This window comes from Tomitella gaofuii (assembly GCF_014126825.1).
Taxonomy (GTDB): Bacteria; Actinomycetota; Actinomycetes; order Mycobacteriales; family Mycobacteriaceae; genus Tomitella; species Tomitella gaofuii.
In genome coordinates this window covers 1,135,606-1,157,239 of the sequence record NZ_CP059900.1, presented here as the reverse complement: position 1 = coordinate 1,157,239, position 21,634 = coordinate 1,135,606, and the positions used below count along the sequence as shown (strand labels likewise).

19 protein-coding genes and 1 riboswitch are annotated in these 21,634 nt (G+C 72.5%); of the genes, 6 read left to right on the top strand and 13 right to left on the bottom strand.

The annotated features are described in order from the left end of the window. Positions 1–5: 5 nt before the first annotated feature. Positions 6–851 (bottom strand): ESX secretion-associated protein EspG, encoded by an 846-nt coding sequence (locus H4F70_RS05250; protein ID WP_182359271.1) that lies wholly within the window; start codon positions 849–851, stop codon positions 6–8. A gap of 52 nt (positions 852–903) precedes the next feature. After that, positions 904–2,226, bottom strand: coding sequence for a WXG100 family type VII secretion target (locus tag H4F70_RS05245; RefSeq protein WP_182359270.1), 1,323 nt, complete (start codon positions 2,224–2,226; stop codon positions 904–906). A gap of 247 nt (positions 2,227–2,473) precedes the next feature. Between H4F70_RS05245 and H4F70_RS05240 the strand changes: the two genes are divergently transcribed. Then, positions 2,474–3,379 carry an alpha/beta fold hydrolase gene (locus H4F70_RS05240; protein ID WP_182359269.1) on the top strand — a complete coding sequence of 302 codons (906 nt, stop codon included), beginning with the start codon at positions 2,474–2,476 and terminating at the stop codon, positions 3,377–3,379. Further along, positions 3,376–4,899 (top strand): D-alanyl-D-alanine carboxypeptidase family protein, encoded by a 1,524-nt coding sequence (locus H4F70_RS20350; protein ID WP_276520726.1) that lies wholly within the window; start codon positions 3,376–3,378, stop codon positions 4,897–4,899. Before H4F70_RS05240 ends, H4F70_RS20350 begins: the two co-directional genes overlap by 4 nt. Before the next feature lie 2 nt (positions 4,900–4,901). On the opposite strand, the gene H4F70_RS05225 is transcribed toward H4F70_RS20350, so the two are convergent. The 3 genes from H4F70_RS05225 to trpS form a co-directional block, all read right to left on the bottom strand. After that, complete coding sequence (locus tag H4F70_RS05225) at positions 4,902–7,808, bottom strand: FAD-binding and (Fe-S)-binding domain-containing protein (protein WP_220471771.1); 2,907 nt, start codon at positions 7,806–7,808, stop codon at positions 4,902–4,904. 79 nt (positions 7,809–7,887) lie between these two features. After that, entirely contained in the window at positions 7,888–8,946 is a 1,059-nt protein-coding gene (gene yhjD / locus H4F70_RS05220) for an inner membrane protein YhjD (RefSeq protein WP_182359268.1), read from the bottom strand. A gap of 26 nt (positions 8,947–8,972) precedes the next feature. Further along, positions 8,973–10,034, bottom strand: coding sequence for a tryptophan--tRNA ligase (trpS, locus tag H4F70_RS05215; protein WP_235681348.1), 1,062 nt, complete (start codon positions 10,032–10,034; stop codon positions 8,973–8,975). Positions 10,035–10,170: 136 nt separating this feature from the next. On the opposite strand from trpS, the gene H4F70_RS05210 reads away from it, so the two are divergent. Beyond that, complete coding sequence (locus tag H4F70_RS05210; RefSeq protein ID WP_182346100.1) at positions 10,171–10,599, top strand: CBS domain-containing protein; 429 nt, start codon at positions 10,171–10,173, stop codon at positions 10,597–10,599. 42 nt (positions 10,600–10,641) lie between these two features. Here the strand turns inward: H4F70_RS05210 and H4F70_RS05205 are convergent, their stop codons facing one another. The 5 genes from H4F70_RS05205 to H4F70_RS05185 form a co-directional block, all read right to left on the bottom strand. Further along, complete coding sequence (locus H4F70_RS05205) at positions 10,642–11,121, bottom strand: barstar family protein (protein WP_182359266.1); 480 nt, start codon at positions 11,119–11,121, stop codon at positions 10,642–10,644. Between the two features lie 31 nt (positions 11,122–11,152). Continuing rightward, on the bottom strand, positions 11,153–11,638 hold the full coding sequence (locus H4F70_RS05200) for a guanyl-specific ribonuclease (protein ID WP_182359265.1): 486 nt from the start codon (positions 11,636–11,638) through the stop codon (positions 11,153–11,155). Continuing rightward, positions 11,628–12,440, bottom strand: a complete 813-nt coding sequence (locus tag H4F70_RS05195; protein ID WP_182359264.1) for an exodeoxyribonuclease III — start codon at positions 12,438–12,440, stop codon at positions 11,628–11,630. The genes H4F70_RS05200 and H4F70_RS05195 overlap by 11 nt, the downstream gene beginning before the upstream one ends. A 10-nt stretch (positions 12,441–12,450) precedes the next feature. Continuing rightward, positions 12,451–13,659, bottom strand: coding sequence for an MFS transporter (locus H4F70_RS05190; protein WP_235681347.1), 1,209 nt, complete (start codon positions 13,657–13,659; stop codon positions 12,451–12,453). 200 nt (positions 13,660–13,859) lie between these two features. Then, positions 13,860–15,083, bottom strand: a complete 1,224-nt coding sequence (locus H4F70_RS05185) for an NADP-dependent isocitrate dehydrogenase (protein ID WP_182346104.1) — start codon at positions 15,081–15,083, stop codon at positions 13,860–13,862. A 391-nt stretch (positions 15,084–15,474) separates the two neighbouring features. After that, a riboswitch (SAM riboswitch) is annotated at positions 15,475–15,595 on the top strand. Positions 15,596–16,006: 411 nt separating this feature from the next. Here H4F70_RS05185 and H4F70_RS05180 point away from each other — a divergent pair. After that, positions 16,007–17,329, top strand: coding sequence for a bifunctional o-acetylhomoserine/o-acetylserine sulfhydrylase (locus tag H4F70_RS05180; RefSeq protein ID WP_182359263.1), 1,323 nt, complete (start codon positions 16,007–16,009; stop codon positions 17,327–17,329). Between the two features lie 2 nt (positions 17,330–17,331). Further along, positions 17,332–18,477, top strand: coding sequence for a homoserine O-acetyltransferase MetX (gene metX / locus H4F70_RS05175; RefSeq protein ID WP_182359262.1), 1,146 nt, complete (start codon positions 17,332–17,334; stop codon positions 18,475–18,477). Positions 18,478–18,561: 84 nt separating this feature from the next. On the opposite strand, the gene H4F70_RS20345 is transcribed toward metX, so the two are convergent. The 3 genes from H4F70_RS20345 to H4F70_RS05160 form a co-directional block, all read right to left on the bottom strand. After that, positions 18,562–18,927 (bottom strand): DUF3017 domain-containing protein, encoded by a 366-nt coding sequence (locus H4F70_RS20345; protein ID WP_182359261.1) that lies wholly within the window; start codon positions 18,925–18,927, stop codon positions 18,562–18,564. A gap of 45 nt (positions 18,928–18,972) precedes the next feature. Continuing rightward, positions 18,973–19,824 (bottom strand): bifunctional methylenetetrahydrofolate dehydrogenase/methenyltetrahydrofolate cyclohydrolase, encoded by an 852-nt coding sequence (locus H4F70_RS05165; protein ID WP_182360193.1) that lies wholly within the window; start codon positions 19,822–19,824, stop codon positions 18,973–18,975. A 115-nt stretch (positions 19,825–19,939) separates the two neighbouring features. Then, positions 19,940–20,989 carry a hypothetical protein gene (locus H4F70_RS05160; RefSeq protein ID WP_182359260.1) on the bottom strand — a complete coding sequence of 350 codons (1,050 nt, stop codon included), beginning with the start codon at positions 20,987–20,989 and terminating at the stop codon, positions 19,940–19,942. A 156-nt stretch (positions 20,990–21,145) separates the two neighbouring features. Between H4F70_RS05160 and H4F70_RS05155 the strand changes: the two genes are divergently transcribed. Continuing rightward, the gene (locus H4F70_RS05155) at positions 21,146–21,610 is read left to right on the top strand and encodes a tRNA (cytidine(34)-2'-O)-methyltransferase (protein ID WP_182359259.1); all 465 of its coding nucleotides are present in this window, start codon (positions 21,146–21,148) and stop codon (positions 21,608–21,610) included. Positions 21,611–21,634: the final 24 nt, after the last annotated feature.

Here is a 21,634-nt window from a genome sequence, read left to right as displayed (position 1 = left end):
CGCGGTCACCCCCGCGGCCGCTGCTCCTGCGCCCGCGCGAGGAGCGCACGCACCGCGTCCTCGACCCCGGCGGTGCCGCAGGGCCGGGACCGCACGGTCCTGTCGGGCGCGCCGACCCGCGCGGGACCGGCGACGTGGCCGACCCCGTCCCCGTCGAGGACGTGGCCGCCGTCGTGGCCGACGAGCCAGGCCAGTCCGGCCCGCACGACCTCACCCGAGACGCCCGCCGGCGCGGTGACCTGAAAGTACGCCTCACACGTCCGCGGCCCCTCCCCGAGCGCACGAATACGCTCGGCGTCGGACGTGGTCGCACGCTCGGACAGGGGCGCGCCCGCACCGCCGCCCGGATCGGGGGCGACGGCGGCCAGCGCGGCCGACAGCACGGTCCCCCCGCCGGCCGGATACCGCGGCAGCCCCGCGCATAGCCGCGCGACCAGCAGCGCGACGTGGCCCGTCTCGACGTGGCAATCGCCTCCCCGTTCCCGGGACCAGACCGGCCCCGCGTCGCCGGTGCCCGGTTCCGCGACCCGCCAGGCAGGCTCCGGCACCGGATCCTGCAGCACGAGCACCGAGCACGCAGCGGCGATGCCGACGAGCCCGCGCGACGGCCGCCCGCACGCGTCCACGGCCGTCGCCTCGAGCCACAGCTCCGGACGACACAGGGTGCGCACGGCCGACAGCAGGGCGGGATCCGGCCGAGACCGCCACCAATCGGCGAGCTCCGCGGTCCGGGATGCGGACTCGCTGCGCGTGCGCGCGGAGCCCAGAACCTGCAGCGGCCGCTTGACCACGTCGCCGCCGGCCTCCCGCCACAGGTACCGGAACTGCTCGCCGGTGAGCGTGCGCTTCACGCGCCGTCCGCGGACCCGAGCACCGGGTGCACCACTGCGCCCAGGTCGCCGATCAGCTGGTCGCCGTGCCCGACGGTGGTGAGGAATCCGGCCGCGTCATACCCCTCCTCGTCGCCCCCGCGCCCGCGGCTCGCGCCGCCCAGCATCGCCGGGCCCATCGGTCTGCGGACGCCACCCCCCGGAGCCTCCTGCGCCGCAACAGCCCCGGCGGCCGGGACCGGTGCTGCGGCCCTTCCCGCCACGTGCCCGCCACGCGTCGGCCCGCCGGGCACCGCCGAGCCGCCGGAACCGCCACCGCCGCGACCGCCGGCCGGCACACCCGCTCCGGAGCCCGGAGCCCGCGACCGTGGGCGCCGCGGTCCCGGGGACGGTCCGCCACGCCGCCGGGGACGGGAGCGCCGGCCGCCACCGGTGAGCCGGCACTGCGGTGGGCAGGCGGCCCATGCCCGGCCGCGTCACCGCGGGAATGCCCGCCGGACGTGCCGCCGTCGACGGCTGCACCGGGCCCGGGCGGGGCGGCCGTCGACGGGGCTCCGCCCGCGTCCGCGGCGGAGACCCCCTGCCGGTCCGCCGCCACTGCGCCGTCCGCCGCGGCACCGTCCGCATGGCGCGCGAGCGTTCCTTCCGTCCCCGGCGCGGCCGCGCCGGCACCGGCCACATTCCCCGCGGGGCCGGCTTCACGACCGATCGTGTCGTCGGCCGGCAGCGCGGAGGCCGGACGTCCGTCGCCGCCCGCCCCGGCGTCGACGGCCGACCCGGCGATTCCCGCAAGCCCGGCTCCCGGGCGGACGCCCGCCCCGGCGGCACCGGCCGCAGAAGTTCCGGCACCCTCGCGGGCATCCGGACCGGGAAGCGGGTCCACCGTCACCGCCTGCCGCACCGCCGGCACATACAGCGACTCCATCAACGCGGCCAGCTCGGCGGACGGCTCCGCGAACAAGTACCGCGAGGGGAACCCCTGCAGCAACCCGCCGCCGGCCGGCGCTGCCGCGACCCGCGTGCGCACGTCGCCCAGCTGGGGCGCCGCCGCGTCGAGCCGGCCCGCGGGCCTGCCCAGCGCGTCGCCCAGCCTGGTGGCACCGCCCGCGAAGCCGCGGTGCGCGTCGCGGAGCGACTCGGGGAACGCGCCCCGGAACTCCGCCTCGGGCACCGACGACACCGCGGCATGCAGCCTGTCGAGCACCCCGGACAGACCCGTCGCCGCCGTCGTCCAGTGGTTCGAATTGCCGGACACCGCGTCGGGAGTGAGCTCCTCGGCGTAGAAGCGCAGCCGCGAGCGGCTCATCTCCTCGAACGCCTCGAAATCGAGGGGCGCCGAAAGCCCGGCCCCCGCCGTTCCCGCCCCGGCGTCCGCCTGCCGGCCTGGTCCTGACATGACTCGTCCCCCTCCCCCTGCGGGCCGCGGCTCTCCCGGCCCGGACTGCGTGCATCGCGCGTCCCCGAGCCCCGCCCCCGCGGCGGCCCGGACCCGTCGCACCCTACCCGCCGCCGGTGCGCCGCGGCGACCGCTTCGGCGCAGAAGACCCCTCACCTCCCCGGATCCGGCAGTCTCGTAGCGTAAACTCGGCCGACGCCCAGGGGCCGCATCCGGGCAGGGCCCGGCCGATTCCACGGTCCCGGCGATGAGCGGCAGTGAGGAAGAGATGAGCACGAACGACCCGACCACGCGGCGGCGGGAGCCGACGCGCGGCACGACGCCGGTACCCCGACGCGCGGACGGCGCACCCCGCCCGTACCGCCACGCCGGCAGCGGCGAGCCGGTGCTGCTCATCCACCCGTTCCTCATGACGCACGAGGTGTGGACCGAGGTCGTCGACCAGCTCGCCGTGGACCACGAGGTCCTCGCGGTGACGCTGCCCGGGCATTGGGGCGGGCCCGACGCGCGATGGGGCCGCACCGGCGCCAAGGACATGGCGGACGCCGTCGAGCGCGTGCTGGACGAGTGCGGCTGGGACACCTGCCACATCGTCGGCAATTCACTGGGCGGCTGGATCGCCTTCGAGCTCGAACAGCGGGGCCGTGCGCGCAGCGTGACCGCGATCGCCCCGGCCGGCGGGTGGACGACCCTGTCGATTCCCGCGGTGCGGCTGGGCGCGGCGTTCCTGGCGCTGTCGCCGCTGATGGTCCTCGCCCGGCCGTTCGCCTCATGGGCAGTGGGCGTGCGGCGGATCCAGAAGGCCGCCATGTCCGTGGTGACCGCGCACCCGGCGGCGGTGCCGTTCGACGCGGCGAAGCGCGCCTTGAACGCGGCCATCCACTCGCACGCGCTACTGCCGGTGCTGTGGTCGGCGGCCCGTGACGGCGGGCTCACGGGGCTGGACGCCACGGCCACGCCGGTGCAGCTGGTCCTGTGCGACAAGGACCGGGTGATCCCGTGGCGCGTGTACGCGCAGGCGTTCCTCGACGAGCTGCCGGACACCGCCGAGCGGCTGCTGCTGCCGGACGTGGGGCACGTGCCGATGCTCGAAGACCCCGACCTGGTGGCACGCACAGTGCGCGGATTCATCGCCGAGCTGGCCGCGGCATGACGCTTCGCGACGCCGCGGTCCGCCCGCGCATGCGGCGCCGCGCCGCCGCGGCACTGCTGTGCGCCGCGACGGTCGCGCTCTTGCCCGCGGCGGCGACAGTCACTGCGGGTGCGTTGCCCTCGGCCCCCACCGCGACGGCCGAGCCCGCCCCGGTGTTCACCACCCCGAACACCGACGCGTGCCCACACCGGAACTCCCCGCCGCCGCCGATCGACAGCTCCGAGGTCCCGGAGCCGGGCGAGACCGCCCCGCCGCCGCTCCCGGTCCCCGACGACCCCGTCGGCGGCCCGCGGCTCGACGCGTGCGGCAGCGTGCAACCCGCGGGGACGCCGCCGCTGCCCGACGGGATCTCGGCGTCCGGCTGGGTGCTGGCCGACCTCGACACCGGTGAGGTCCTCGCCGCGAAGGATCCGCACGGCCGCCACCGCCCCGCGAGCACCATCAAGATCCTCCTGGCCACACTGGCCCTGCAGAAGCTCGACCTCGACACGGTGCTCACCGCCACCGCGGACGAGGCGAACGTGGAGGGCAGCCGCGTCGGCGTCGGCCCCGGAGGCGAGTACACCGTGCACATGCTGCTGCGCGGGCTCATGATGAATTCCGGCAACGACGCCGCCCAGGTCCTCGCCGACCGGATGGGCGGCACGGAGGCCACCACGGCGGCCATGAACACGCTCGCCCGGCACCTCGGCGCACTCGACACCCGCACCCCCACCCCGTCCGGTCTCGACGGTCCGGGCATGTCCACCTCCGCGTACGACCTGGCCCTCCTCTTCCGCGACGCGATGCAGGACCCGGTGTTCGCCGACCTCATCTCGCACGGGCCGATCGAGTTCCCCGGCTACCCCAAGTCGCAGGCGCAGATCGACGAGGAACGCGCCGCCGCGCAGGCCCGCATCGCGGCGGGCACGGAGCCGATCCGCCTCGAGACCACCGACCCGGACACCGTGACCGCCGCGCTGGCGGACGCGGAGCCGGACCCCGCGACCGGGCTGCTGCCGCCGGTGGTGGGCCCGGACGGCGCGCCGGTGGTCCTGCCGGACCATCCCGGCTTCGCCATCGCCAACGACAACCCGCTGCTGTCGCAGTATCCGGGCGCGCTGGGCGGCAAGACCGGGTACACCGACGACGCCGGCCAGACGTTCATCGGCGCAGCCGAGCGGGACGGCAGGCGCCTGGTGGTGACGCTGCTCGACGGCACGCGCACCCCGTCCGACCCGTGGCAGCAGGCCGCCGCGCTGCTCGACTACGGCTTCCGCCTTCCGCCCGGCGAATCGGTGGGCACCCTCGTCGAGCCCGGCACCGTGGGCCCGGACGGGACGGCCGACGGCGGAGACGCCGCCGCGAACCGGGCCGGAGACGACGGCGCGGTGACGCTCGCGGCGCCCCCGCAGAGCGCGCAGCCGGGCTCGGGCGGGTCCGCGCACGGTGTCGGCTACTACGCGGCGGTCACCGGCGTCGTCGCCGCCGCACTGCTGCTGGCCGCCGGCGGGATCCGCCTGCTGCGCCGCCGCCGCTGAGGTCACCCGGCGGCGCTGCCACCCCCGGTGAGGCGCTCCGCGAGCACCTCCGCGAGGTGGCGTGCCCGCACGTCCGCGCCGTCGCGCGCCTGGGTGCGGCAGCTGAATCCGTCGGCGATGACGAGCGGGTCCGCGCCGGCGGAACGGATCGCGGGCAGCAGGTTCTGCTCGGCCACCGCCATCGACACCTCGTAGTGCCCGTCTTCGAACCCGAAGTTGCCGGCCAGCCCGCAGCAGCCCGGGCTCATCTCCGCCGGCCGGATGCCCGCACGGCGCATCAACGCACGGTCCGCGTCGTCGCCGAGCTCCGCGTACTGGTGGCAGTGGGTCTGCACCACCGCATCCCGCGGTTCCGCCGGCGGCTCCCAGCCGGGCGTGTGGTCGACGAGTTGCTCGGCGAAGGTACGCACCAAACCCGACAGCGCGCGGGCGCGGTCGTCGTCGGGCAGCAGCCGGGTGATCTCGGAGCGCAACGCCGCCGTGCAGCTGGGCTCCAGGCCGATCACCGGGGCGCCCGCCGCCAGGTGCGGCGCCAGCACGTCCAGACTCTTGCGCACGGTCTTGCGCGCCAGCGGCAGCTGCCCCGTACTCAGCGCGGTGAGCCCGCAGCACACCGGCCCGCCGGGCAACTCCACCCGGTATCCCGCGTCTTCGAGGACTGCGGCCGCGGCCATGCCCACGCCCGGATCCAGGTGGTTCGTGAACGTGTCCGGCCACAGCACCACCGTGCCCCGCGCGGCGGCCCGCGCCGGCGGCCGGTCGCGCCATTGCCGACGCAGCGTGCGCGGCGCGAAGCGTGGCAGGTCCCGCCGCGCGTCGATGCCCGCGGCGCGCTTGGCCGCCGCCCCCGTCAGCCGTCCGCCGGACAGCGCGTTGACCACCCCGGGCGCCCGCGAAGCCAGGCGCGCCCACTGCGGCAGCCGACCCAGCGCGTAGTGCACGCGCGGCCGCAGGCGCCCGCGGTAGTGCTGGTAGAGGAACTCCGACTTGTAGGTGGCCATGTCCACGTTCACCGGGCAGTCGGACTTGCACGCCTTGCAGCTCAGGCACAGGTCCAGCGCGCCGAGCACCTCCTTGGACCGCCAGCCGTCGTCGATCACGTCGCCCTGCAGCATCTCGAACAGCATCCGGGCGCGCCCGCGCGTGGAGTGCTTCTCGTCGCGGGTCACCTGGTAACTGGGACACATCGCGACGCCGTGCTCCACGCGGCACTTGCCGATACCCAGGCACCTGCTCACCGCCTGCCGGAAACTGCCGCGATCGTCGGGATAGCTGTACTCCGTGTCCCACTCCCGCACGCCCAGCTCCAACCAGCGGACGTCGTCGTCCACCTTCTTGGGGCGTACAAGGATCCCCGGGTTGAGAAGTCCGTCCGGATCCCACAGACCCTTGAACCGCTCGAACAAACCGATGACCTCGGGGCTGTAGGCGCGGGGCAGCAACTCGGACCGCGCCTGCCCGTCGCCGTGCTCCCCGGAGATCGACCCGCCGTAGCGGGCCACGACGTCCGCCGCGTCGAACAGGAACGCGCGGTAGCGGTCCACCCCCGGCGCCGTGGACAGGTCCGCGTCCAGCCGAATGTGCAGGCAGCCCTCGCCGTAGTGGCCGTAGGACACGCCGCTCAGGCCGTACTCGCCCAGCAGCCCGCGAAAGTCGGTCAGGTAGTCGGCGAGGCGCTCGGGCGGCACCGCGGCGTCCTCGAAACCCGGGTAGGCCGCGTCCCCGTCGATCGTGCGCGCCGCCAGTCCGCTGCCGTCCGCCCGCAGCGACCACACCACCTTCTGCCGGGCGGGGTCGGTGAGCACGACGGCGCGCCGGTCGGAGCCGACGGGCATCCCGATACCGCTGGCGAGCGTCTCGGCGGCCGCGCGGGCGTCCTCCGGCGTCGCGCCGCCGGTTTCCACCAGCAGCCAGTCCGACGTGTCCGGCAGCGCATCCGCAGCGGTGGCGCGCGCGCCGTGCAGCCGCACGCCCGCGAACAGCTTGCGGCCCATGCTTTCCACTGTGAGCGGAGAGTGCTCGAGGATCGCCGGCACCGCCCGCGCCGACGCGATGTCGCCGTCGAACCCCAGCACCAGCAGCGCACGGTGCGCGGGCGGCCGCACCAGGTCCAGCGTGGCGCGCAGCACCACCGCACAGGTTCCCTCGCTGCCCACCAGGGCACGCGCCAGGTTGCGATGGTTGTCCGGCAGCAGCTCGTGCAGGCCGTATCCGCTGACCTGGCGCGGGAACCGGCCCAGCTCGGTCCTCAGCACCGCCAGATTCTCCGTCGTCAACGCGTCCAGCCCGCGGTACAGCCGCCCCGCCGCGCCGCCGCGCGCGGCGGCCGCCGCCATCTGCTCCGCTGTGGTGGGCCCCAGTTCCAGGCGCGTGCCGTCGGCGAGCATCACCTCGAGTGCACGGATGTTCTCGCTGGTCTTGCCCCAGGCCACCGAGTGGGAGCCGCAGGAGTTATTGCCGATCATCCCGCCCACGGTGCAGCGCGAGATCGTCGACGGGTCCGGCGCGAAGGCGAGCCCCGACGGCGCGAGCGCCTCCCGCAGGCGGCCGCCGACCACGCCCGGCCGCACCACCGCCGTGGCCGCGGCGGTGTCGATGTCCTCGATCGCGTCGAAGTACCGGGAGGTGTCCATGACGATGCCCGCGCCCAGGCAGTTCCCCGCGATCGACGTGCCCGCGCCGCGCATGGTCAGCGGCACCGCGTGATCGCGGCAGACCGCCAGGGTCGCCGCCACGTCGTCCTCGCCGCGGGGCAGCACCACGGCCGTGGGCACGTGGCGGTAGTTCGACGCGTCGGCACTGTAGAGGGCGAGGGAGGCCGGATCATCGAGGACGTCGGCCGCGGTGGAACGGCGCAGCCGGGAGACGACGTCCGCAGAGGGGCCGACGGTGTCCATCCGGCTCGCCATCGGGTCCTCCTTCACGGGTGCGGCGTGCGTCTACCGCGAGCGTAGTCCCCGGCCGGTTCCGCGGGGCCCGTCCGGGCGTTCAGCGCCGCCGGTCCCGCGCCATCCTCCCGATCCCCCAGCCCGCGGCGGCGCCCACGCCCACGCCCGCGAGCGCTGCGATCCCGGCGCCCGGCTCACGTTCGTCCACTCGCGGCCGGATGATGACGGGATCGGGCACCGGCACCGGCGCCAGGTCCAGGCTCTCCTCGCTGGTGGCCGCGAAGGCGGTGGCGAACAGGGTGATCCGCGCGGTGATGTAGGAGAAGACCATGATGCCGATGATGGGGCCGAAGGTCGCGCCCGCCGGGCCCTGCACGATGTTCGACAGGTACACGACCGCGACGCGCTTGAACACCTCGAACGCGATCGCCGCCAGCAGGGCGCCCATCGCCGCGCTGCGCAGCGCCACGCGCTCCCGCGGCAGCCGGGCGATCACCCACGTGAACAGCGCCCAGGAGGCCGCCACGCCCGCCAGCACCGACACCACCGTCAGCAGCACTCCGGCGCCTGGCATTGCGTCCAAGTGCAACCACTCGAGCACCTTCTTGCCCAGCGCCCCGGATCCCAGCGCGGTCACACCCAGCGAGACCACCATCGCCGCGCCCAGACCGCACAGCGCGCCCAGGTCGTGGACCTTCTTGGCGAGGAACTTCGGCTGCGGGCTTGTCTGCTCCCACTGCTCGGTCAGCGCCGCGCGCAGGTGCGCCATCCAGCCGAGCCCGGTGTAGAGGGCGCCCAGGATGCCGAGCACGCCCACCGCCGCACGGGAGTTGATCGCCGTGTCGACCAGTTCGTTGATCGTGCCGCCCATCGACCCCGGCACGTTGTCGGTGATCTGCGTGCGCAGCTCGTCCAGCAGCTCCGCGTTGCCGGCGAGCACGAACCCGGCCACCGCGAAGGCGACCATCAGCAGCGGAAACAGCGCCAGCACGGTGAAATAGGTGACGGCGGCGGCGTAGTGGTCGCCGCGCTCGTCCTTGTAACGGGCGGCCGCCCGCATGACGTGGTCGAACCAGGGCCACGCGGCCCGGCGCCGGTCCAGGAACGACGGGCCCTTGTCCTCGTCGGTCTTCCCGGTCGCAGTGCCGCTGCGGGCCATACGGCTCAACTCCTTTCCCGCGGAGGTCAATCCCCCGAAGCGAGGAAGCCCACCCTGTCGTAGACGCGCTTCAGGGTTCCCGACGCTACCGCACGCGCCCGCTCCGCGCCGTGCGAGAGCACGCGGTCGAGCTCGGTCGGGTCGGCCAGGTATCCGTCCACCGCGGCGCGCAGCGGTGTGACGAACTCGATGAGGACCTCGGCGGTGTCGCTCTTCAGCTCGCCGTAGCCGCAGCCCGCGAACCGCTGCTCGAGCTCGGCGATGCTGCGGCCGGACAACGCCGAATTGATCGTCAGCAGGTTCGACACGCCGGGCTTCTCCTCGCGGTCGAAGCGCACCTCGTTGCCGGTGTCGGTCACCGCGGACTTGATGCGCTTGGCGGAGACCTTCGGATCGTCGAGCAGGTTGATGATGCCCTTGGGGTTGTCCCCGGACTTGCTCATCTTCTTCGTCGGCTCCTGAAGGTCGTAGACCTTGGCGAACTCCTTGATGATCGTCGCCTCCGGCACGACGAACGACTTGCCGTACCGCGCGTTGAACCGCTGCGCCAGGTCACGGGTCAGTTCCAGGTGCTGGCGCTGGTCCTCGCCGACGGGCACCAGGTGCGAGCGGTAGAGCAGGATGTCCGCGGCCATGAGCACCGGATAGGTGAACAGCCCCACCCCGGTGGTCTCCGCGCCCTGCTTGGCCGACTTGTCCTTGAACTGCGTCATCCGGCTCGCCTCGCCGAATCCGGTGATGCAGTTGAGCACCCAGGCCAGCTGCGCGTGCTCGGGCACCTGGCTCTGCACGAACAGCGTCGAGCGCTGCGGGTCGATGCCGATGGCGAGCAGCTGCGCCACGGCCACACGGGTGCGCTTGCGTAGCAGTTTCGGATCCTGCGGGACCGTGATCGCGTGCATGTCGGGGATGAAGTAGAACGCGTCGTGCTCGTCCTGCAACGGCACCCACTGACGCAGCGCGCCGAGGTAGTTGCCGAGGTGGAACGAATCGGCGGTGGGCTGGATACCCGAGAGCACCCGGGGCTTGCGCTCCTGCGCCGGGGCCAATGGTGCCGCGGGGGCCGATGACGTGGACGGTTCTGCCATGTCACCCATACTTTCACGGGCCGCGCAGCCCCCCGTCCCCGGCCGAGCCCGCGCCCACGGCCGCACACCTGGGAAAGTGTCGTGGATCACAGTAGAATCGTGTGATCGTCCGAGGACGCTCAACAGGGGAGTCCGCATGCGTATCGTAGACGTTCTGCAGTCGAAGGGCACCGCGGTGCTCACCGTTGCGCCGAGTGTCACCGTCCGTCAGGTCATCGACGACATGGCCCGCCACAATGTGGGCGCGTTGGTGGTGGTGCTCAACAACGAGGTGCTGGGGATGATCTCGGAGCGCGACATCATCCGCCGGATGCACCGGTGCGGCGCGGGCGCGCTGGGCACGCCGATCTCTGAAATCATGTCCACCACCGTGTTCACCTGCGCGCTGGGCGACTCGGTGGACAGCCTCGCGGCCACCATGACCGAACACCGCATCCGCCATCTGCCCGTCGTCGTGGACGGCGCGCTGCGCGGCATCGTCAGCATCGGCGACGTGGTCAAGAGCCGCATGGACGAGCTCGAGACCGAACGCGACCACCTCGAGTCCTACATCCACCGCGGCTGATCGCCGCCGGATCGGCGCAGGCCGCGCCCGGGCCGCCGGAGCTCAGCCCAGTTCCACCGGCTCCGCGCCGAAGTCCCGCCACTGCTCCTGCACGTCGTCCGCCTCTCCGGGTGCCACCACCAGCAGCACCCGGAACTCCACCTCGGCGTCACCGTAGTGCTCTTCGTAGAACTGGAACGCGTCGACGAACCACTCGAGTTCGTCCGGCTCGTCGGCCAGCAGCTCGGACGCGTGCCGGATGACGATGGCGTAGCCCGCCGCCTCCCCCACGAACTCGTCGAGCTCGCGCATGCACTCGTCGAACGCGTCCTTGTTGTTGCCGAAGTAGTCGGGGAACTCGAGCGCAGCGGAGAACTCCTCGAACACCCCGCCGACGGTGTGCATGTGCTCGGCCGAGACGGTGTTCACCGCGAACCCGGCGTTCTCGAGGGCCACGATGACCTCCCCCGCCCCGGTGTCGCCGGGCCGGGCGATCCCGACCGTACGCCCGCCGGACGCGGCGAACTTGTCGATCTCGGTCATGGCGCCTCACCTCTCCTGCGGGCTGCCACCGTCAACGCATACGCGTGAACGTCGCGTAGTGGTCGCCCGTGTACCAGGCTGAACCCTCGTCCCCTGTGACTATGCGCTCCGCGTCCCGTCCTTGGCCAGGTTTCCTCGGATTGACGTCCCATTCTCGGTACCGGATGCGGTCGCCGTCGGCGTCGCGCTCCGGCAGCCGCTTCTCCCTGTTGCCGAAGCGCTGCCCGCCCCGGGTGCCCGGGGCATCGGCCGCCTCCGGCCAGTCGCCCGCGTCGATGAAAGCGAGGGTGCGCCAGGCGGCGTCCGGAACCCCGGGGACCGCGGGGTGGCTGCCGGCGTCGGCCGCGGCATGCGCCCCGGGCGCCGCGCCGTTCCCGGGGGCCGCCGGAGCGCAGCCGGCCAGCAGCGCGGCGACGACGGCGACGAGCGCCACCAGCAGCGCCGCAACGCGACCGGGCCGTGGTGAGCCGGACTGCAGCACAACGGGCCGCAGCAGCCGGGACCGCTCAGCGCGCATAGGTGACGGTGACGGGCGCGTGGTCGGACCAGCGGGTGTCGTAGCTTTCGGCGCGCTCGACCACCCCCGTGGTCGCCGATTCCGCGAGCCCGGACGTGGCGACGTGATAGTCGATGCGCCAGCCCGCGTCGTTGTCGAACGCCTTGCCGCGGTATGACCACCAGCTGTAGGGGCCGTCGACGTCGCCGTGCAGTGCACGCATCACATCCACCCAGCCGGAATCGTCCGCGAAGATCGTGTCCAACCAGGCCCTCTCGTTCGGCAGGAAGCCGGAGGACTTCTTGTTGCCCTTCCAGTTCTTCAGGTCACGCTCGGTGTGGGCGATGTTCCAGTCGCCGCACACCACCGTGGCCCGCCCGGCGTCCACTGTGCGCCCCATGTGCTCGGCGAAAGAGTCCATGAACCGTTCCTTCTCGTCCTGCCGAGGGGTGTCGGTCTCCCCGGACGGCAGGTACAGGCTCGCGACGGTGACGTCGCCGAAGTCCGCTTCGATGTAGCGGCCCGACGCGGCGAACTCGGGGTCGCCGTGACCGATGCGGTGTGCGTCGGCGGGCACGCGCGACAGGATTGCCACCCCGTTGCGGCCCTTCTGCTCCGGTTCGGCGGAGACGATGTGCCAACCGTCCTCGACGGCCGGAGCCAGCGAGGTGTGCAGCTGCGCGTCGGTGGCCCGCACCTCCTGCAGGCAGACCACGTCCGCCCGGGTATCGGCCAGCCAGTGGAGCAGCCCGTGCTCCTTCTTGGTGGCGGCGCGGACGCCGTTGATGTTGACGGTGCTGACGGTGAGATCGCTCTTCGACACGCCCTGAAGGCTAATGCACCGTCACCGGCGCGTCGTCCCGGTCCGCGTCGGCCTGCACCTTGCCCGCGTCGGTGCGCCGTTGCGCCGCGGCGCTCACCGTCAGGATCAGCAGACCGGCCACCGCCAGCCCGGCGCCCACGGCCGCCGGGGCGGTGTAGCCGAGACCCGCGGCGATGACGACTCCGCCCAGCCACGCCCCGCCCGCGTTGGCGACGTTGAGCGCAGAATGGTTCAGTGCCGCAGCCAGGTTCTGGGCGTCGGCGGCCACGTCCATCAGCCGCGTCTGCAGCGCCGGGACCATCGCCGCCCCGGAGGCGCCCACCAGGAACACGGCGGCGAGCGCCGTCACCGGGTTGTGCGCGGCCACGACGAACAGGCCCATCACGGCCGCGATGAGCGCGAGCATCACGAACATCGACGGCATGAGGGCCCGGTCGGCCAGCCGCCCGCCGACGAGGTTGCCCGCGACCATGCCGAGGCCGTAGAGCGCCAACGCGAGGGGCACGAGCGCGGAGGATAGGCCGGCGACGTCGGTGAGGGTGGTCGCGATGTAGGTGTAGACGGCGAACATGCCGCCGAAGCCGACCATCCCGACGGCCAGCGTCAACCACACCTGCGGCCGCCGCAGCGCGCCCAGTTCGGCGCGGGGGCTCGATGACGGCGCCGCCGCCATGAACGGCACCCAACGCAGCAGCGCAGCCATCGTCGCCAGGCCGATCACCGCCACCAGGCCGAATGCGCTGCGCCATCCCAGCTGCTGGCCCATCGCCGCGGCGAGTGGGACGCCCAGCACGTTGGCCACCGACAGTCCCAGCATGACCGTCGCAACGGCCTTGGCCCTCCTGCCCGCCCCCGCCAGGCGTGCGGCCACAAGCGACGCGACCCCGAAGTACGCGCCGTGCGGCAGCCCCGCCAGGAAGCGCGACGCGATGAGCACGTTCATGCTCGGCGCCAGCACGGTGACGGCGTTGCCCACCGTGAAGGCGGCCATGAGCGCCACCAGCAGGCGCCGCCGGTCCACGCGCGCGGTGAGCGCCGAGATCGCCGGCGCTCCCACCACCACGCCCAGGGCGTAGGCGGAGATGACGTGCCCGGCCGCCGGCTCGGATACCCCCATGCCGTCCGCGATCTGCGGCAGCAGCCCCATCGCCACGAACTCGGTGGTGCCGATGCCGAATCCGCCGAGCGCGAGCGCCGTCATCGCGAGGCGCACGGACATGCGGGCACCGCCTTCCTGGTGGTTGATCGTCGGTGTGGCTCGTCGCCGACGGGACGGCGGTGGCCCCCATGGTCAACGGGGCGCGCGCGTGCGCGCATTCCCGCCGCCGGCATGACACGCGCCACGCACGGCGACGGCCGGGGCCCGTGGGGACCCCGGCCGGATATCCGCCGTCGGACGCCGCTGCGCGCGGCGCCGTGTCAGGCGCGGGCCTTCGCGGCCTGGAGGTTGTCGTCGAGGGCGCCGAGGAACTCCTCGGTGGTGAGGTAGCCCTGGTCGCCGCCGACGAGCAGGGACAGGTCCTTGGTCATCTTGCCGCTCTCGACGGTCTTGATGACCACGTCCTCGAGCAGGTGGCAGAACTCCACCACGTCGGGGGTGTTGTCGAGCTTGCCACGGTGCTCCAGGCCCCGCGTCCACGCGAAGATCGACGCGATCGGGTTGGTGGAGGTGGGCTTGCCCTGCTGGTGCTGCCGGTAGTGGCGGGTGACGGTGCCGTGCGCGGCCTCGGCCTCCACCGTCCGTCCATCCGGCGTCATGAGCACCGAGGTCATCAGGCCCAGTGAGCCGTAGCCCTGGGCGACGGTGTCGGACTGCACGTCGCCGTCGTAGTTCTTGCAGGCCCAGACGTAGCCGCCCTCCCACTTGAGCGAGGAGGCGACCATGTCGTCGATCAGGCGGTGCTCGTAGGTGAGCCCGGCGGCGTCGAATTCCGCCTTGAACTCCTCTTCATAGATGCGCTGGAACTCGTCCTTGAACATGCCGTCGTAGGCCTTGAGGATCGTGTTCTTCGTCGACAGGTACACCGGGTAGTTCTGCTGCAGCCCGTAGGACAGCGAAGCGCGGGCGAAGTCCTGGATGGACTTCTTGTAGTTGTACATCCCCATGACGACGCCGCCGTCCTCGGGGATCTTGCACACCTCGTGCTGGATCGGCTCGCTGCCGTCCTCGGGCGTGTAGGTGATGGTGACGGTGCCGGCGCCGGGCACCTTGAAGTCCGTGGCGCGGTACTGGTCGCCGAACGCATGGCGGCCGACCACCACGGGCTTGGTCCAGCCGGGGACCAGGCGCGGCACGTTGGAGATGATGATGGGCGCGCGGAAGATCGTGCCGCCGAGGATGTTGCGGATGGTGCCGTTGGGCGAGCGCCACATCTTCTTGAGGCCGAACTCCTCCACTCGCGCCTCGTCGGGCGTGATGGTGGCGCACTTGACGCCGGCGCCGTGCTTCTTGATGGCGTTGGCCGCGTCGACGGTGACCTGGTCGTCGGTGGCGTCGCGATGCTCGACACCCAGGTCGTAGTACTCCAGATTCACATCCAGGTACGGATGGATCAGCTTGTCTTTGATGAACTGCCAGATGATGCGGGTCATCTCGTCGCCATCGAGCTCGACGACGGTTCCCTCGACCTTGATCTTGGACATGTGGTCCGCGTCCTCCTAGACAAGCCTGTTCAACTCGCGCAGCGCGGCCCATCTTGTGGATGCACGCCCGTCGGCCGGCTGCAGGGCGACCGCGCGGCGCACGTGCCCCCTCGGGCACCGGCCGTACTGACATACTCCGTCATGGTGCAGATTAGTACCCCGGGTCACAGATGTGGTGACGTGGTGACGAAATCCGCATCGAGCACCGGGACGGCGGGCACGGTCGCGGCACCCGGCCGCACGCACCTCGCGCTCTGCAGTACGAGCGTACTCGATAGCGCGCCCCCGGCACCCCTTCAGGTCCCGGTGACTACAACCGCTCCGGATCCGCGGCCCCCGCCGGGACCGACCAGTTGAAACCGTGGGGGCGTATGCGGCTAAGATCGGGTCAGGTCATGAGCGTCAGCGTCAAGCCCCGGCTTGCTGGCCGGCAACCCTCCAACCGCGGTGGGGTGCCCCGGGTGATGACCAGGTCGTCCGTGGACGCCTTCCCTCGACGGCACGCCTGCCCCCGCGCAGGCGTGGCGCCCTCCGGGCAGGCGGCCGTCGCGGACGACAAGCGCGGGCCCGCTGGGGCGGGCCCACAGAAAAGGGGTAAGCCCCAACGGAGGTTCACACATGTGTTGTCGTAGCTGACGGAAGTGCCGATCCCCGCATCGCCGTCGCTGTCCCGGGCCATGCCCGGCACCGCGACAGGATGCACCCTGCCCGACGGCTTCGTCCGCCCTCGCCGGCGAAGCCCGCGCACGCTCCGTCGCGGAAGGCGTCCGTCTTCCGCAGGGGCACCGCGCGCCGCCGGACCACAGCACCACCGGACCACGGAGCGCACCGCGCGGGCACGCGCCCCGGGTCGGCCGGAGCCATCCGCCCTCCGCCGCGCACGCCCACCGGGGCGCGCGGCGACCAGCCCCTGGAGCACATCGATGACAGAGAACACCGATCCCACCGCGAACTGGTCGTTCGAGACCAAACAGGTCCACGCCGGCCACACCCCGGACCCGACGACCAAGGCGACGGCGCTGCCGATCTACCAGACCACGTCGTACCAATTCGACAGCACCGACCACGCCGAGGCACTGTTCTCGCTGGCCGAGCCCGGCAACATCTACACGCGCATCATGAACCCCACCGTCGACGCGGTCGAGCAGCGCATCGCCGCGCTCGAGGGCGGCGTCGCGGCACTGCTGTTGTCCTCCGGCCAGTCCGCCACGATGTACGCGCTGCTCAACATCGCCGGCGCCGGCGACCACATCGTGTCCAGCCCGCACATCTACGGCGGCACGTTCAACCTGTTCCACTACACGCTGCGCAAGATCGGCGTGGACGTGAGCTTCGTCGACGACCCCGACGACATCGCGCAGTGGCGCGCCGCCGTCAAGCCCAACACCAAGGCACTGTTCGGCGAGACCATCGGCAACCCGCGCGGCGACGTCCTCGACCTGCCCGGCATCTCCGGCGTGGCGCAGGAGGCCGGCGTCCCGCTGATCGTCGACAACACGATCGCCACCCCCTACTTGCTCAACCCGCTCGAGCACGGCGCCAACGTGATCGTGCACTCGGCCACCAAGTACCTCGGCGGGCACGGGACGACGATCAACGGCGTCCTCGTCGACGGCGGCAACTTCGACTGGACCGTCAAGCAGTCCGACGGCACGCCCCGGTTCCCCGGGTTCACCGAGCCGGACGAGAGCTACCACGGCGTCGTCTACGCGGACCTCGGCGCGCCCGCGTTCGCGCTCAAGGCGCGCGTGCAGCTGCTCCGCGACATGGGCAACGCCCCCTCGCCGTTCAACGCATTCCTCACCGCGCAGGGCCTGGAGACGCTGAGCCTGCGCGTGGAACGGCACGTGGCCAACGCGCAGCGCGTCGCCGAGTTCCTCGAGGCGCGCGGCGAGGTCGAGTCGGTCTCCTACGCCGGCCTCCCGTCGTCGCAGTGGCACGAACGCGGCACGAAGCTGCTGCCCCGCGGCACCGGCGCCGTGCTCACCTTCAACATCGCCGGCGGCGAGAAGGCCGCGCGCGCCTTCATCGACGCGCTCACCCTGCACAGCCACGTGGCCAACATGGGCGACGTCCGCTCGCTGGTGGTCCACCCGTGGTCGACGACGCACCAGCAGCTTTCCGAGGTCGAGCGGGAGGCCGCGGGCGTCTACGCCGGCCAGGTGCGCCTGTGCGTGGGCATCGAGGGCATCGACGACATCCTCGCGGACCTGGAGACCGGCTTCGCGGCGGCGGCAGCATCTTGACAATGAGTACGGTCCACCCTGCCCGTCAGGCGTCGCTTCCGTCGCCGGACGGGCAGCAGGGCGCCGTCGAGATCGGACCGCTGGTCCTCGACTGCGGCGTCCGGCTCCCCCAGGTCACCATCGCGTTCCAGCGGTGGGGCGAGCTCAACGCCGCGCGCGACAATGTGGTGCTCGCGTTGCACGCGCTGACCGGGGACACCCGCGCCGCCGGCCCCGCCGACGAGCGGCACGCGTCGCCGGGCTGGTGGAACGGGCTCATCGGGCCCGGGCTGGCCCTCGACACCGACGAGTGGTGCGTGATCACCACCAACTCGCTCGGCGGCTGCAACGGCAGCACAGGCCCGTCCTCCCCCGCGCCGGACGGGCGCCCCTGGGGCTCGCGCTTCCCGTACCTGTCCATCCGCGACCAGGTGCGCGCCGAGGCCCGCGCGCTCGAAGAACTCGGCATCGACCGGGTCGCCTCCGTCATGGGCGGCTCCATGGGCGGCGCCCGCGCGCTCGAGTGGGAGGTCACCTACCCCGAACGCGTCGATTCCGCGCTGATCCTCGCCGTGGGCGCGCGCGCCACCGCGGACCAGATCGGCACGCAGACCACCCAGCTCGAGGCCATCCGCCGCGACCCGGACTGGCAGGGCGGCGACTTCTACGGCACCAGCCTGCGGCCCGACACCGGCCTCAAGCTGGCGCGGCGGTTCGCCCACCTGACCTACCGCACCGAGTTCGAACTGGACGAGCGCTTCGCCAACGCGGGCCAGCTGGACGAGGACCCGCTCAAGGACGGCCGCTACGCGGTGCAGAGCTACCTGGAGTACCAGGCGGACAAGTTCGTCGGGCGCTTCGACCCCGGAAGCTACGTGATCCTCACCGAATCGCTCAATCGGCACGATGTGGGACGCGACCGCGGCGGCGTGCACGCGGCGTTGGCCGGCTGCACGGTCCCCACTATCGTCGCCGGCTGGGACTCCGACCGGCTCTACCCCCTCCGGCTGCAGGCGGAGATCGCCGAGCATCTGGCCGGATGCGTCGAGTTCCTGCAGTACGAGAGCCGCTACGGGCACGACGCGTTCCTCATCGAGTTCGACGCGGTCGACGCCGCGATCGGCAAAACGATGGAACTGGCGCGCAAGGCGGCCACGGCGCGGCGCTGACACGGGATCCTGCGCTTCCCTGCCGGGATTCCGTGCAGCTCCGTCGGAGTTCCGTGCGGCTCCGCCGGCTGACGGCTGCCCGTGCTACCCGGTGCCCAGCGACTCGATCGACAGGCCCAGCCAGATGATCAGCCCGCCGAACGCGGCCAGCGTGGCCACGTCGAACCCCCGGCTGCGCACGGCCAGCACCCCCACCCGCTCCGGCGAAAGCACCAGGCGCACCGCCGCCGCCACCAGGGTGACCAGGCCGAACAGTACGGTGCCGCGGCGCCACCGGTCCATCGCCACGAGCACCATCGCCGCGCACAGGCCGCAGGCGATGAGGATCAGCGGCAGGTGGATGGTGCGCAGCCGGTAGAGGAGCGTCGTCGGCGGACCCGTCGGCGCGGCGATGCGGCTGGGCACGGCCTTGCCCGCTCCCGGACCTCCCCCGTCGCCCGCTTTGCTCATCAGCTGTCCCCTACTGTGTTCCCGACCCGGCCTTCGTCGGTCGGCCTACCCTGCGTCCCGTTCGGCACGCTCGACCACATTCTGCAGCAGGAAGGCCCGGGTGAGCGGGCCGACGCCGCCCGGGTTCGGCGACACGTGACCGGCCACCTCCCACACGCTCTTGTCGACGTCGCCCACCAGGCCGGCGTCCGTGCGCGTGACCCCCACGTCGAGCACCGCGGCGCCCGGCTTGACCATGTCGGCGGTGACGAGTCCGGGCTTCCCGGCCGCGGCGATGACGATGTCCGCGCGCCGTACCTCGGCCGCCAGGTCCTTCGTGCCCGTGTGGCAGAGGGTGACCGTGGCGTTCTCGGTACGCCGGGTGAACAGCAGCCCGATCGGCCGGCCCACGGTGACCCCGCGGCCGACGACCACCACGTGGGCGCCGGCGATCGGCACCTCGTAGCGGCGCAGCAGATGCAGGATCCCCCGCGGGGTGCACGGCAGCGCAGCCTCCTTGCCCAGCACCAGGCGGCCGAGGTTCATCGGGTGCAGGCCGTCGGCGTCCTTGTCCGGGTCCACCGCCTCCAGCGCCTCGTTCTCGTCGAGGTGGCCCGGCAGCGGCAACTGCACGATGTAGCCGGTGCACTCGGGGTTCGCGTTGAGCTCGGCGATGGTGTCCAGCAGCTGCTCGCGGGTGACGTCGGCCGGCAGGTCCCGACGCAGCGACGTGATGCCCACCTTGGCGCAGTCGTTGTGCTTGCCGCGCACGTAGGCGTGTGAGCCCGGGTCGTCCCCCACGAGGATCGTGCCCAGGCCGGGCGTGATGCCCTTCGCCGCCAGCGCCGCCACCCGGGAGGTGAGGTCGGCGAAGAGTTCGTCGCGGGTCAGCTTGCCGTCGAGAGTCGTCGCAGTCACCATGCCATTCTGGCAGGTCCGCGACCGGCCCGCCGGGGCGGACCGTGCGGGTGTGACGGACGCGGGTGACCGACTTCGCGTGCGAAGTTCGAACGCGACGCCGAAGCGGGAGCGGTCACCGCGCCCGGTACTGCAGCACCTTCTCGTCGGCGAGCCGCGTCGGCCCCTGCGTGATGACGAGAGCGCCGGGGCTGATCGCGTACTGCACCCCGTCGTTGGTCGCGGTGAAGCCGGAACCCGAGGGCACCGGGTCATCGATCTCGATCGCCGCGCCGTCTTCCAGCCGCACGCCCTTGTAGTAGAACCGACCGACGCCCGTCCGGCAGATCACCACCAGCGACCCGCCGGTGCGGGCGGCCACGACGGCCGGGTCGTCGGAGTTGCAGCGCGCCGACGCGCGGCCGACGAAACCTTGGCCGTCAATGGGCAGATCGCCGCTGCGCGCGGGAGGCGGGGTGGTCGCCGGCGGGGCCGTGGCGGGGGCCGCACCGGTGGGCACCAGCCGCAGCCGCTCGACGCGCACGGCCACGTCGCCGGGCAGGATCGTGAGATAGCCGGGCCCGGAAACGTTGTCGTTGGCGATGATGCACTCGAACGCGCCGGTGGTGCACGACAGCCGCTCCCAGTAACCCGACGCACCGTCGGCCGGTGACACCGCGTACTCGCCGGGCTGGATGTCGGAACCCACCTTGAAGATTCCGCTCGTGGGCAGCACGCCGGTGTCCGCGCTGGGCGTGGGGGCCTCTCCCGTTGTCGGAACCGCCCCTGTGTCCGGCGCGGAGGCTTCGCCGGTGGCCGGGGCGGGCGCAGTGACGGCGCCGGCATTGTCGGCTGTGTCGCGGTCGCCGATCAGCACCACCACGAGCGCCACGATGAGAGCCGCCACCGCCAGCACCACGACGGCGCCGACCACCCACGGCCACTGCTTCTTCGGCGGCGGGGGTGGAGGCGGCGCGGCATAGCCATAGCCGTATGCCTGCTCCTGCGGATAGCCCTGGTCCTGCGCGTAGGGCCGCTGCAGCGGGATCTGCTGCGTGGGATCGTCGTGGGCGTATCCGGGGTGGCCGTACGGGGTCTGCGAATACGCGATGGGGGTGTCGTCGTCCGGCGGGCCGTCACCGTACGGGTGCTCGGGACCGGGCGGCGGCTGCGGCGGCACGGACATCGCTGACCTTTCTGGAGCGTCTCGGCAGGTATGTCGACCGTAGTCCGCGCCGCGCCCGCTCCGGGCCTGAAATCAGGACGCGAAGCCGACATCGCACTCACACTCCGAGCGCGACGCCGAGCACCCCCCGCCGCGCCGGGTGGCATCCTGTACCCCGTGCTCAAAGTGATGTTCCACCAGCCGCTCATCCCGCCGAACACCGGCAACGCCATCCGCATGGTCGCCGGCACCGGGGCGGAGCTGCACCTGGTGGAGCCGATGGGGTTCGACCTGTCGGACAAGCATGTGCGCCGGGCCGGGCTCGACTACCACGACCTGGCCCGGGTGTTCGTGCACCCCGACGTGGAGTCGGCGTGGGCGGCGGTCGCCCCGGGGCGGGTCTTCGCGTTCACCACGCACACCACCGCCTCGTTCGCGCAGGTTGAGTACCGTGATGGCGACGTGCTGCTGTTCGGGTCGGAGACGACGGGCCTGCCGCAGGAGGTACTCGATGATCCGCACGTCACCGCGCACGTCCGGATCCCCATGATCCCCGGGCGCCGGTCGATGAACCTGTCGAACTCGGCGGCCGTCGCGTGCTACGAGGCGTGGCGACAGCTGGGCTATCCCGGCGGCGTCTGAATCGTCGACCCGCACGCTCATACT

Coding starts and splice junctions, on each gene's coding strand:
- H4F70_RS05180 (WP_182359263.1), top strand. CDS start 16,007: ATGACAGAGAACACCGATCCCACCGCGAACTGGTCGTTCGAGACCAAA.
- H4F70_RS05240 (WP_182359269.1), top strand. CDS start 2,474: ATGAGCGGCAGTGAGGAAGAGATGAGCACGAACGACCCGACCACGCGG.
- yhjD (WP_182359268.1), bottom strand. CDS start 8,946: ATGGCCCGCAGCGGCACTGCGACCGGGAAGACCGACGAGGACAAGGGC.
- H4F70_RS05185 (WP_182346104.1), bottom strand. CDS start 15,083: ATGTCCAAGATCAAGGTCGAGGGAACCGTCGTCGAGCTCGATGGCGAC.
- H4F70_RS05225 (WP_220471771.1), bottom strand. CDS start 7,808: ATGGCGAGCCGGATGGACACCGTCGGCCCCTCTGCGGACGTCGTCTCC.
- H4F70_RS05160 (WP_182359260.1), bottom strand. CDS start 20,989: ATGTCCGTGCCGCCGCAGCCGCCGCCCGGTCCCGAGCACCCGTACGGT.
- metX (WP_182359262.1), top strand. CDS start 17,332: ATGAGTACGGTCCACCCTGCCCGTCAGGCGTCGCTTCCGTCGCCGGAC.
- H4F70_RS05210 (WP_182346100.1), top strand. CDS start 10,171: ATGCGTATCGTAGACGTTCTGCAGTCGAAGGGCACCGCGGTGCTCACC.
- H4F70_RS20350 (WP_276520726.1), top strand. CDS start 3,376: ATGACGCTTCGCGACGCCGCGGTCCGCCCGCGCATGCGGCGCCGCGCC.
- H4F70_RS05190 (WP_235681347.1), bottom strand. CDS start 13,659: ATGTCCGTGCGCCTCGCGATGACGGCGCTCGCGCTCGGCGGATTCGGC.
- H4F70_RS05200 (WP_182359265.1), bottom strand. CDS start 11,638: ATGCGCGCTGAGCGGTCCCGGCTGCTGCGGCCCGTTGTGCTGCAGTCC.
- H4F70_RS20345 (WP_182359261.1), bottom strand. CDS start 18,927: ATGAGCAAAGCGGGCGACGGGGGAGGTCCGGGAGCGGGCAAGGCCGTG.
- H4F70_RS05245 (WP_182359270.1), bottom strand. CDS start 2,226: ATGTCAGGACCAGGCCGGCAGGCGGACGCCGGGGCGGGAACGGCGGGG.
- H4F70_RS05205 (WP_182359266.1), bottom strand. CDS start 11,121: ATGACCGAGATCGACAAGTTCGCCGCGTCCGGCGGGCGTACGGTCGGG.
- trpS (WP_235681348.1), bottom strand. CDS start 10,034: ATGGCAGAACCGTCCACGTCATCGGCCCCCGCGGCACCATTGGCCCCG.